This is a genomic window from Streptomyces sp. NPDC007095, assembly GCF_040634475.1.
Taxonomy (GTDB): domain Bacteria; phylum Actinomycetota; class Actinomycetes; order Streptomycetales; family Streptomycetaceae; genus Streptomyces.
The window spans coordinates 1-11,560 of record NZ_JBEYFS010000305.1 but is presented as its reverse complement, the minus strand read 5'-3'; the positions used below and the strand labels follow the sequence as shown (position 1 = coordinate 11,560).

10 protein-coding genes are annotated in these 11,560 nt (G+C 72.0%); 8 read left to right on the top strand and 2 right to left on the bottom strand.

The window, feature by feature from the left end; translation table 11 throughout:
- On the top strand, nt 1-1,037 hold a 1,037-nt coding region (locus ABZ656_RS52185; protein ID WP_360278982.1), incomplete at its 5' end, for a bifunctional adenosylcobinamide kinase/adenosylcobinamide-phosphate guanylyltransferase.
- Between the two features lie 17 nt (nt 1,038-1,054).
- Here the strand turns inward: ABZ656_RS52185 and ABZ656_RS52180 are convergent.
- On the bottom strand, nt 1,055-2,119 hold the full coding sequence (locus ABZ656_RS52180; protein WP_101405580.1) for a class I SAM-dependent methyltransferase: 1,065 nt from the start codon (nt 2,117-2,119) through the stop codon (nt 1,055-1,057).
- A gap of 151 nt (nt 2,120-2,270) precedes the next feature.
- On the opposite strand from ABZ656_RS52180, the gene cobT reads away from it, so the two are divergent.
- The 3 genes from cobT to ABZ656_RS52165 all read left to right on the top strand — a co-directional run bounded on the left by cobT (nt 2,271) and on the right by ABZ656_RS52165 (nt 6,233).
- Nucleotides 2,271-3,380: a nicotinate-nucleotide--dimethylbenzimidazole phosphoribosyltransferase gene (cobT, locus tag ABZ656_RS52175; protein WP_360278978.1), complete on the top strand. Its 1,110-nt coding sequence runs from the start codon at nt 2,271-2,273 to the stop codon at nt 3,378-3,380.
- A 248-nt stretch (nt 3,381-3,628) separates the two neighbouring features.
- Nucleotides 3,629-5,443: a phosphatidylglycerol lysyltransferase domain-containing protein gene (locus tag ABZ656_RS52170; RefSeq protein WP_101405578.1), complete on the top strand. Its 1,815-nt coding sequence runs from the start codon at nt 3,629-3,631 to the stop codon at nt 5,441-5,443.
- Nucleotides 5,444-5,513: 70 nt separating this feature from the next.
- Complete coding sequence (locus ABZ656_RS52165) at nt 5,514-6,233, top strand: hypothetical protein (protein ID WP_180362550.1); 720 nt, start codon at nt 5,514-5,516, stop codon at nt 6,231-6,233.
- Here the strand turns inward: ABZ656_RS52165 and ABZ656_RS52160 are convergent.
- The gene (locus ABZ656_RS52160) at nt 6,176-6,937 is read right to left on the bottom strand and encodes a hypothetical protein (RefSeq protein WP_101405577.1); all 762 of its coding nucleotides are present in this window, start codon (nt 6,935-6,937) and stop codon (nt 6,176-6,178) included. The genes ABZ656_RS52165 and ABZ656_RS52160 overlap by 58 nt on opposite strands.
- An 85-nt stretch (nt 6,938-7,022) precedes the next feature.
- Between ABZ656_RS52160 and ABZ656_RS52155 the strand changes: the two genes are divergently transcribed.
- The 4 genes from ABZ656_RS52155 to ABZ656_RS52140 form a co-directional block, all read left to right on the top strand.
- Nucleotides 7,023-7,805, top strand: a complete 783-nt coding sequence (locus ABZ656_RS52155; RefSeq protein ID WP_101405576.1) for an adenosylcobinamide-GDP ribazoletransferase — start codon at nt 7,023-7,025, stop codon at nt 7,803-7,805.
- A gap of 175 nt (nt 7,806-7,980) precedes the next feature.
- The gene (locus tag ABZ656_RS52150; protein WP_101405575.1) at nt 7,981-9,510 is read left to right on the top strand and encodes a leucyl aminopeptidase; all 1,530 of its coding nucleotides are present in this window, start codon (nt 7,981-7,983) and stop codon (nt 9,508-9,510) included.
- Nucleotides 9,511-9,770: 260 nt separating this feature from the next.
- Nucleotides 9,771-11,159, top strand: coding sequence for a dihydrolipoyl dehydrogenase (gene lpdA / locus ABZ656_RS52145; RefSeq protein WP_101405574.1), 1,389 nt, complete (start codon nt 9,771-9,773; stop codon nt 11,157-11,159).
- Between the two features lie 93 nt (nt 11,160-11,252).
- Nucleotides 11,253-11,560 (top strand): biotin/lipoyl-containing protein (locus ABZ656_RS52140; protein ID WP_360278971.1); only part of this gene is annotated, 308 nt, incomplete at its 3' end.

Below are 11,560 nucleotides of genomic sequence, written 5' to 3'. Positions count from 1 at the left end.
ATACGCCTCCCACCAGCGCCAACCGGAGTACGCCGCACTGCTGCGTGACCCCCGGGTCCTGGGTGCCAGCACCAGCGTCCCACCGGACAGAAGTCCCAGGGCCCGTACGGGTTCCGGACGGCAGCGAGCTGGCGCTGCTGACCGGACACCGGGTGCGGGCGGTGCCGATGGACTCGCCCGGCACGGGGTACGCGGTGACCGGGCCGGACGGACAGCGGCTGCTGTATCTGCCGCCGGGCGCGGCGCCCGCGGGACTGGACGAGAACGGCGACTCGTACGCCATGGTGGTCGCCGATGTGGTGGGGCGGCCGGACGCCCTGGCGAAGCTGCGCGCGGTCGGGGCCGTCGGGCCGACGACGGACGTGATCGCGGTCCACCTCGACCACGACGTGCCGCCGGGCCCCGAACTGCGGCGGCGGCTCGCGGCGGCGGGCGCGCGGGCGGTGCCGGACGGGACGACGCTGGACGTCGGCGTCTACGAGGACGTACCCGACGTACCGCGCCGCACCCTCGTGCTCGGCGGGGCGCGCTCGGGCAAGTCGGTGGAGGCGGAACGGCGTCTGGAGTCCTTCCCCGAGGTGCTCTACGTCGCGACGGGCGGATCTCGCAACGGGGACAACGAGTGGGCGTCGCGCGTGCACGCCCACCGTGAGCGGCGGCCCGGCTCCTGGCGCACGGTGGAGACCTGCGACCTGGTGCCGCTCCTGGAGGGCTCCGGTCCTCCTCTTCTCGTCGACTGCCTCTCCCTCTGGCTCACGGACGCGATGGACTCCGTGAACGCGTGGGACGACGCGGAGTGGGCCGGCGGCGGCGAACGCGCGCTGCGCGCCCGCGTCGAGGAACTCACCTCCGCCGTCCGCAACACGCGCCGCACCCTCGTCGCCGTCTCCAACGAGGTCGGCTCCGGCATCGTCCCCGCCACCGCCTCCGGACGCCGCTACCGCGACGAACTCGGCCGCCTGAACGCGGGCTTCGCGGCGGAGTGCGAGCACGTGCTGCTGGTGGTGGCGGGGCAGGCGCTGGCGATGCGGGGCTGACCTGGGCTGACCTGGGCTCAGGATCGCCTGCGGGCGATGATCCGGAAGGCGTTCGAGAAGCGGGTGCGGCGGAAGACCGGGGCCATCGCGTGGTCCAGGGCGGAGACCGAGGCGAGCAGCGGGACGCTCACCCGGGCCAGAACCGAGTTCAGGGTGCGCTGGAGCGGGGTCGGCGGGGCGGGGCGCCAGGGGGCGTCGAGGTCGGGCAGGACGCGGCCGAGGGCCAGCGCGAGGGCGCCGGCGAGGTCGTACGGGATGTGCGGTTCGCGGCGGTCCGTCGCGACGATCTCGCAGCCGAGGGACTCCAGTTCGCCCAGCAGGTTGGACAGCGGCATCAGGTGCAGATGGCGCGGCTGGCCGTACGACACCCACCACCTGCCCAGCAGCGCGCCGAACGCGCAGTCGGGGTCGGGCACTTCGACGAGGAGGTGGCCGCCGGGCCGCAGGACCGTCAGGGCGGCGCGCAGTTCCTCGCGCGGGTCGCGGGTGTGCTCCAGATGGTGGAACATGCTCACGACGTCGTAGCGGGCGCTCAGCCGCCCGATGATCCGCGGGTCGGTGAGCCGGCCGCGGTGGGCCTCCTCGATGTGCCCGGCCGCCCGTGCCTTCTCGACCCGCCGGGTGGGGTCGAGGCCGTCGAAGGACGTGTACGGATGGACCTCCCGGGCGACGGCCGGGAAGTGCCCGTGCCCGGTGCCGACGTCGAGCCAGCTCTCCGGCTCGGCGTACCGGAGCAGCGCGCGGGCGGCGGCCCGGTGGCGCCCTCTGCTGCCGCGGGCGCCGAGGAGCCGGTCGGTGAGGCCGTCGAGTCCCTCGTGGAAGTCCCGGTGGTAGAAGGCCAGTCCCTCCGCGCTGAGCCGGGGGTTCTGGAAGGCGTGCGAGCAGTCCGCGCACTCGTCGACGACGAACGTGCCGGGCTTGCGCTGCACCTGGTCCGGCGTCCGCAGCCGGGTGCGCAGCCGCTTCGAGCCGCACCAGGGACAGTCCTCCCGGCGCGGCTCGTGGAACCGGTCGGTGCCTTGGGCGAGTTCGGCCGCGTAGGCGGCTCGGCGCTCGGCGCTCGGGGGTGGCGTGGGGGGCATGGACGCTCCTGGGGACGGCAGGGTGGGGGGACGGCGGGGCGGGCGATCGAGCCGTACGACAATCCGACACAAACGGTACGTAGCGGATCGTGATCCGGGGTGCAACGACGTGGCGCGGACGTGTTCGATCGCTGCCGGTACTGTTCGGCGAATGAGCTCGCTTAATCTCGACGACTTCACCGATCTGATCGAGCGTCCCGACGGAGGCGTGCGCCGGGACGCCGAGGCGCGCCGGGAGCGCCAGATCGTGCCGCCCGGGGCGCTGGGCCGCCTCGACGAACTGGGTGAGTGGCTGGCGGCGGCACAGTCCGCGGTGCCGGTGCGGCCGATCGAGCACCCGCGTGCGGTGCTGTTCGCGGGCGACCACGGGGTCGCCGAACTCGGTGTGTCGGCGCGGCCCGCGGGCACCGCCGACCGGTTGGTGCGGACGGTCCTGGAGGGCGCGAGCCCCGCGGCGGTGCTGGCGCGCCGGCTCGGCGTGCCGGTACGGGTCGTCGACATGGCGCTGGACTGCGATCCGCAGGAGCTGCCCGCCGAGGTCGCAGGGCATCGGGTGCGGCGCGGGTCGGGGCGGATCGACGTCGAGGACGCACTGACCCTGGAGGAGGCGGAGGCCGCGTTCCGCGCGGGGGTCGCGGTCGCGGACGAGGAGGCGGACTCAGGTACGGATCTGGTGGTGCTCGGCGATGTGAGCGTCGGCGGGACCACCGCGGCGGCCGTGCTGGTCGCGGCGCTGTGCGGGACCGACGCGTCCGTGGTCACCGGGCGGGGCGGGCTGCCCATCGACGACCTCGCATGGATGCGCAAGTGCGCGGCCGTGCGGGACGCCCTGCGGCGGGCCCGGCCGGTGCTCGGGGATCAGCTGCAGCTGCTCGCGGTGGTGGGCGGCGCCGATCTCGCGGCGATGACGGGGTTCTTGTTGCAGAGCGCGGTGCGGAAGATGCCGGTGATCCTCGACGGGGTCGTCGCGGCCGCGTGCGCCCTCGTGGGGCAGCGCGTCGCCTTCCGGGCGCCGGACTGGTGGCTGGCCGGCCAGAACAGTGGCGAGCCGGCCCAGGCGAAGGCCCTGGACCGTATGGCCCTCGAACCCCTCCTCGACCACGGGGTCACGGTCGGCGAGGGCGCGGGAGCCCTCCTCGCCCTCCCCCTCGTCCAGGCCGCCGCCGCCCTCTCCGCCGAACTCCCGGAGACGCCGGCCCCCGAGCCCGAGCCCGAGCCCGAGCCCGAGCCCGAGCCCGAGGCCTCCGACCAGAACGAGTGAACGGCCTCACCCTCGAACGTCGGACGGACTGAACGCGGGCGGGGGCGAGTGGAGCACGCCCCGTGCCCTCGCCCGTAAACGCCGCCCGCCCCGAAGCCCTTCGGGGCGCCGGGAACTGCGCGCCCAGCCCTCACCGACCGGCGGCCAAAAACCGCGCGCGAAACCCACCCCGCAACAGAACCCCGGCCCGCATCACCCGTACCGCCCCTCCCCCGCACGACGTACCCCGCCCCATATCATCGCCCTTTATGGGAGATGCCCGAATTGCCGCTGACCAGGAGCGGGTCCCGGCCCGTCAGGGTGAAGGGGACCACCTGTCCACAGGCGCGTCGCGCAGAGCCGCCGCCTTCGCGGTCTGGTACCTGCGGGCCGTCGCGTTCATCAACTTCCTGAGCGCCGCGTGGGTGTCGCTCGGACAGGACGTACGGCGCCACAACACCGAGAACTTCTTCACCCCGTACCTGCTGACGGCAGGATTCGCGTCGGGTGTGTTCACCATGTTCCTGGCCATCACGATGCGCCGCCGCAAACGGGCCGCGTGGATCCTCAACTTCGTGATCAGCGGACTGTTCCTGATGCTGTTCGCGGTCGCGATGACGTTCCCGGAGATCCGCCAGTACGCCCAGAACTGGGTCTCGATCGCCCTGACCGCCGCCTTCGTCGTCTCGCTCGTCGTCGGCCGCCGGGAGTTCTACGCGAAGGGCGACCGGTCGAACCCCAAACTCGCCGCGGCCGTCGCCGTCGGCGGACTGCTCGTCGCCTCCCTGCTCGCCGCACTGCTGGTGACGGTCACCAACAGCGCGCAGGACGCCTACCGTTCGACCTTCTGGGACCGCTGGCGCTACGGCGCCCTGCGACTGGTCTCCGTCGCCGCCGACGACTCCCGCTTCCCCGGCCTGGAGATCGCCAACTGGGTCAACGTCACCATCAACGTGCTCAGCACCCTGCTGGTCCTCGCCGTGTTCTACGCCGCCTTCCGCTCCCGTCGCGCCGTCGACCCGCTCACCGAGAACGACGAGAACCGGCTGCGCACCCTGCTCGACCGGCACGGCGACCGCGACTCGCTGGGCTACTTCGCGCTGCGCCGGGAGAAGAGCGTGATCTGGTCGCCGACCGGCAAGGCCGCGGTCGCGTACCGCGTCGTCGGCGGGGTCTCACTGGCCTCCGGCGACCCGATCGGCGACCCGGAGGCGTGGCCCGGCGCCATCGAGCCCTGGCTCGCCGAGGCCCGCGCGCACGGCTGGATCCCAGCCGTGATGGGAGCGAGCGAGGAGGCGGGAACCGTCTACTCACGGCACGGGCTCGACGCCCTCGAACTCGGTGACGAGGCGATCGTCGAGACCGCCGAATTCACCCTCGATGGACGCGCCATGCGCACGGTCCGGCAGGCCTACAACCGGGTCAAGCGGGCCGGGTACGAGGTGCGCATCCGCCGGCACGAGGACATCCCGGCCGACGAGATGACGTACCTCCTGCGGCGTGCCGACGACTGGCGGGACGGGGCGACCGAGCGCGGGTTCAGCATGGCGCTCGGACGGCTCGGCGACCCGGACGACGGACGGTGCGTGATGCTGGAATGCAGGGACAGCCGCGCTGGGGAAGGGGGGGAGGGAGAGTTGCGGGCGCTGCTGTCCTTCGTGCCGTGGGGGCCGCAGGGGCTCTCGCTCGATCTGATGCGGCGTGACCGGGACGCCGAGAACGGGCTGATGGAGTTCATGGTGATCGAACTCCTGCGCCGCGCCCAGGAGATCGGGATCACCCAGGTCTCGCTCAACTTCGCCATGTTCCGTTCCGTCTTCGAACGTGGTGGACGCCTCGGCGCCGGGCCGGTGCTGCGGCTGTGGCGTTCCCTGCTCAGTTTCTTCTCGCGCTGGTGGCAGATCGAGTCGCTGTACCGGGCCAACGCCAAGTACCGGCCGATCTGGGAACCCCGGTTCCTGCTCTTCGAGAAGAGCGCGGACCTGCTGCGTATCGGCCTCGCGGCCGCGCGCGCCGAGGGGTTTCTCGAAGCACCCGGACTGCCGAAGTGGCTGCACCGCAGGCACCTGGAGTCGCACCGATGACGGCGACCGGACGGACGGGGCGAGCCTGGCGGACGGGGACCGGGACAGCAGGACGGATGGGGACCGCTGCATGAACACCCTCGCCCGCCTCGCCCGCGCCGAATGGGGACTGCTGTACGTCACCGTGCGCGAGGCACTCGCCGGACAGCGTTGGCGGGCGATGCCGGTGACGCTCGGAACCGTCTTCCTGACGGCCCTCCTCCAGTTCGTGCAGAACCAGCCCTGGGGCTTCCAGTTCGTGCAGGACATCGGCTCCGTGCGGGCCGAGGAGCCGCTCTGGCTCGCCCTGCTGCGCACCCCGCTCTCCCTGTTCGTGCCGGCCCTCGACCTGCCGGTGTGGGGTGCGCTGCTGCAACTCCTCGTCGTGTTCGGGATCGCCGAGATCTGTCTGGGCTGGTGGCGGATGCTCGTCATCGCGTACGCCACCACGCTGGCCGGCACGCTCTACGCGCGCGTGGCGATCTCGCTGAGCCCGGGCAACCCCCTGGGGCTGCCCGTGACGGACGCGCAGGTCGTGGACACCGGGCCCTCGGCGGCCGTGGTCGGCCTCGCCGTGTTCGTCGCCTGGCGCTATCGCGCGTACTGGACGGGGTGGGGGGTGGCCGCGGCGATGGTGATCGAGGTGGCGCTCAAGGGGAACCTCGCGGGCAAGGAGCACATCGCCGCGCTCGCCGCGGTCTTCGTGCTGTACGGGATCTCCATCCTGCGTCACCGCCACCGCCGCAGTCACCGTCACCGCCGGCCGGGCAGGGACCGGGCGGGATCCGGTTTTCCGCCGATCCAGTCCTGAAGCTTGCGGCGCGGGCCGAACCAGCGGCGGTCGTGGTGGTAGGCGCGCAGGATCGACCTGGCCCGGGCGCGCGGCCTGCGGCGGTAGAAGCGCCTGGCCCACGGGGAGACCGGGCGGGCCAGCCGGACGGCGCCGATGAGGGCGACGAACGGGACGATCACGCCGAAGATCGCCATGCGGGCCTTGCCCTTGCTCAGGGCGAGCAGGGCGAAGAGGAAGTTCAGGGCGACGCTCAGAATGACCCCGCCGCGGTCCTGGAGTTCCTCCTGGGTCATGTCGTTGACCCCGAACGGCAGGAAACCGCCGAGCACCAGGCCGACGAGGGCCGCCGTGACCAGGACGACCTCGACGCTCTTGCGGCCCTCCTCGCTCCAGTACACGTCGTCGAGGTGAAGGATCAGCGCGAACTCGTCGAGCACCAGCCCGGCACCCATCCCGAACACCACCGCGAACAGCGCGGCGCCGAAACCGTGCCGGGAGCTGGCCACCGCGCCGAAGCCGCCGATCACGGTCAGGACGACACCGGGCACGACGTGGTGGATGTGCAGACCGCCCGCCTTGACGTTGCCGAACGGACCCTTGCCCGCGCGGATGAGGCGGACGATGACACGGGTGATCACAAAGGTGAGCACGAAGGAGGCGAGTGCCAGCAGAAGCGGCAGCTTCCCCGGTTCGATGATGTTCCTCTGCAACCAATGACCCATATTGCGCACTTTATCCGCGGCTCTCGCGCCCGGCCGCCGCACCCGTCCTCGGCCGGCCCACCACCGCCCCGGGTACCCTGCGCCGGTGTCCAGGACCCCTCTCCCCCACGGCCTCCGCTTCGCCTTCGGCACCCTGACCGTGCTGCCGGTCACGGTCACCCGCTGGGACCGTGAGGCGGCGCGCGGCGGAATGCTGTGCGCCCCCGTCGCCGGGCTGGTCGTCGGGGCGGGCGCGGCCCTGGTCGGCGTGACGCTGCTCGCGATGGGCGCGGGCCCGCTGCCGGCCGCCGTCGCCACCGCCGCCGTACCGGCCGCGCTCACCCGTGGTCTGCATCTCGACGGACTCGCCGACACCGCGGACGGCCTCGGCAGCGGCAAGCCCGCCGAGGACGCGCTGCGGATCATGAAGCAGTCCGACATCGGCCCGTTCGGCGTGATCACCCTGCTCTTCGTGCTGCTGGCACAGGTCGCCGCGCTCTTCCAGGCCTACGAGGTCTCGTGGGCGCGGGGTGTGCTCGCGGCCGTCGTCTCGGCCACCGCCGCCCGTCTCGCCCTCACCCTGGCCGCGCGCACCGGGGTGCCCCCGGCCCGCCCCGAGGGCCTGGGTGCCGCGGTCGCGGGCACGGTGCCCGTGCGCGGCGCCCTGCTGGTGGCCCTCGCCGTCGCCGTCGCGGCGGCCGGCGCCGGCGCGCTCCTCGGCACGTACGACCTCGTACGCGCCCCGCTGGCCGTCCTCGCCGCCTGCGCGAGCGCCGAACTGCTCCTGCGCCACTGCACACGCCGCTTCGGCGGCGTCACGGGCGACGTCTTCGGCGGCCTCGCCGAGACGGCGGCGACCACCGCCCTCGTGGCGCTCTCCCTCGGCTGAACTTCCAGCGAGCGTAGAAATGAGCGAAACCCGGTGGCGCGCGTAGGCTCGTCCCGACTATGTGCCACCCAGGTAACGACACTCCCTGAGGCCGGATCTAGGGTCATTCGTCAGGGCCCGGTCGACCCATCCCTACTCGGCCGCAGCAAAACAATGGAAGCGAGATCTCACCACAGTGACTGCTCTGACTCTCAGCACCGCCGCGGCGTCCGGCCTGCGGGCCGACGCGATCGTCGTCGGTGTCGCGAAGGGCGCCAAGGGCCCGGTCGTCGCACCGGGTGCCGAGGCCGTGGACAAGGCGTACGACGGCGCACTCGCCGGAATCCTGGAAACCCTCGGCGCATCCGGCGGCGAGGGCGAGGTGACGAAGCTGCCCGCACCGACCGGCTTCAAGGCGCCCGTCGTCGTGGCCGTCGGACTGGGAGCCGTCCCGGAGAAGGACGACACGTTCAGTGCCGAGGCGCTGCGCCGCGCGGCCGGTGCCGCGGCCCGCGCGCTCGCCGGTGCCAAGAAGGCCGTCTTCGCCCTGCCGATCACCGACGCCGCCGACGCGGGCGTCCTGGCGGAGGGCGCGGCGCTCGGCGCGTACGCCTTCGACGCCTACAAGGAGAACGGCAAGAACGGCAAGGACGCGAAGAACGGCAAGGCCCCGCTCGCCGAGGTCACGCTGCTCGGCGGCAAGCCCCGGGACGCGGCGTACAAGGCGGCCCTCGCGCGCGCCACCGCCGTGACCGAGGAGCTCAACCGCGCCCGCGACCTCATCAACACCCCGCCGAACGACCTCTACCCCGAAGCGTTCGCCGCCGTCGCCACCGCCGCCGGCAAGGAGCACGGCATCAAGGTGCAGGTGCTGGACGAGAAGGCCCTGGCGAAGGGCGGCTACGGCGGCATCCTCGGCGTCGGCGCGGGCTCGGCCGCCGCTCCCCGCCTGGTGAAGCTGTCGTACACCTCGCCGAAGGCGACCAAGCACCTCGCGTTCGTCGGCAAGGGCATCACCTACGACTCGGGCGGCATCTCCCTCAAGCCCGCCGGGCACAACGAGACGATGAAGTGCGACATGAGCGGCGCGGCGGCGGTCTTCGCCGCCGTGGTCGCCGCTGCGCGCCTCGGCCTCGAGGTCAACGTCACCGGCTGGCTGGCGCTCGCCGAGAACATGCCCTCCGGTTCCGCCACCCGCCCCGGTGACGTGCTGCGCATGTACAGCGGCAAGACCGTCGAGGTCCTCAACACCGACGCCGAGGGCCGTCTCGTGCTCGCCGACGCGCTGTGGAAGGCGTCCGAGGAGAAGCCGGACGCGATCATCGACGTGGCGACGCTGACCGGAGCGATGGTGCTCGCGCTCGGCAACCGCACCTTCGGCGTGATGGCCAACGACGACGCGTTCCGTACGGCGATCGTCGAGGCCGCGGACGAGGTCGGCGAGGAGTCCTGGCCGATGCCGCTGCCGGAGCACCTGCGCAAGGGGATGGACTCCCCGACCGCCGACATCGCCAACATGGGCGAGCGGATGGGCGGCGGCCTGGTCGCCGGTCTGTTCCTGAAGGAGTTCGTGGGCGAGGGCATCACGTGGGCGCACCTGGACATCGCCGGGCCCGCGTTCAACGAGTCCGGCCCCTTCGGCTACACGCCGAAGGGTGGTACGGGGTCGGCGGTGCGGACGCTGGTGCGGCTCGCCGAGCTGACCGCCGCGGGCGATCTCGGCTAGGGATGTGTCGCGGCCGCGGGTGATTCGCGGCCGATCGCGCAGTACCTCCGCGTCCCTGTCACGGCGCGGAGGTACCCCCTGTATTCGGACAGTGCGACTTCTCACACACCGGCCCGGCGTCTCGAACGCTCCGGACAAGTGCGAAGATGGGTTCTCGGCAGGACAGGGCCCCCACCACAGGGCCGAAGAAGAGCGGCCGGACACCAGCCGCCGACCGGTCACTGGAGACCGGCGTGGCGCACATGCATGGAGGACGTGACGTGGCGAACGACGCCAGCACCGTTTTCGACCTAGTGATCCTCGGCGGTGGCAGTGGCGGTTACGCCGCGGCGCTCCGCGGGGCGCAGCTGGGCCTGGACGTCGCCCTGATCGAGAAGGACAAGGTCGGAGGCACCTGCCTGCACCGGGGATGCATCCCCACCAAGGCCCTGCTGCACGCGGGCGAGATCGCCGACCAGGCCCGCGAGAGCGAGCAGTTCGGCGTCAAGGCCACCTTCGAGGGCATCGACGTCCCGGCCGTCCACAAGTACAAGGACGGGGTCATCTCGGGCCTTTACAAGGGCCTGCAGGGTCTCATCGCGTCCCGCAAGGTGACGTACATCGAGGGTGAGGGCCGACTGTCCTCCCCCACCTCGGTCGACGTGAACGGCCAGCGCGTCCAGGGCCGCCACGTGCTGCTCGCGACCGGCTCCGTGCCGAAGTCGCTGCCGGGCCTGGTGATCGACGGCAACCGGATCATCTCCTCCGACCACGCGCTGGTCCTGGACCGCGTCCCGCAGTCCGCGATCGTGCTCGGCGGCGGCGTCATCGGCGTCGAGTTCGCCTCCGCGTGGAAGTCCTTCGGTACCGACGTGACGGTGATCGAGGGCCTCAAGCACCTCGTCCCGGTCGAGGACGAGAACTCCTCCAAGCTTCTTGAGCGCGCGTTCCGCAAGCGCGGCATCAAGTTCAACCTGGGCACCTTCTTCTCGAAGGCCGAGTACACCCAGAACGGTGTCAAGGTCACCCTCGCCGACGGCAAGGAGTTCGAGGCCGAGGTCCTGCTCGTCGCCGTCGGCCGTGGCCCGGTCTCGGCCGGTCTCGGCTACGAGGAGCAGGGCGTCGCGATGGACCGCGGCTATGTCCTGGTCGACGAGTACATGCGGACGAACGTCCCGACCATCTCCGCCGTCGGTGACCTGGTCCCGACGCTCCAGCTCGCGCACGTCGGCTTCGCCGAGGGCATCCTGGTGGCAGAGCGTCTGGCCGGCCTCAAGACCGTTCCGATCGATTACGACGGCGTGCCCCGGGTGACGTACTGCCACCCCGAGGTCGCCTCCGTGGGTATCACCGAGGCCAAGGCCAAGGAGCTCTACGGCGCGGACAAGGTCGTCGCCCTGAAGTACAACCTCGCGGGCAACGGCAAGAGCAAGATCCTCAACACCGCGGGCGAGATCAAGCTCGTCCAGGTGAAGGACGGTGCCGTGGTCGGCGTCCACATGGTCGGCGACCGCATGGGCGAGCAGGTCGGCGAAGCCCAGCTGATCTACAACTGGGAGGCGCTGCCCGCCGAGGTCGCCCAGCTCATCCACGCCCACCCGACGCAGAACGAGGCGCTCGGCGAGGCCCACCTCGCCCTCGCGGGCAAGCCGCTGCACTCGCACGACTGATCCAGCCCCCGGCTGTTTTTCAGTCACCGCGTCGCCCCTGGGCGCGACGACGACCACAGACTTCCGCACCATTCGTAAGGAGCAACAGAAACCATGGCGGTTTCCGTAACCCTTCCGGCGCTCGGTGAGAGCGTCACCGAGGGCACTGTCACTCGCTGGCTGAAGGCCGAGGGCGAGCGCGTCGAGGCCGACGAGCCGCTGCTCGAGGTGTCGACCGACAAGGTCGACACCGAGATCCCCTCCCCCGCCGCCGGTGTCCTCGCCTCCATCAAGGTCGCCGAGGACGAGACGGTCGAGGTCGGCGCCGAGCTGGCCGTCATCGACGACGGCACGGGCGCGCCCGCTGCCGCCCCCGCTCCGGCCGCCGAGCCCGTGGCCGCCCCGGCTCCGGCCGCTCCGGC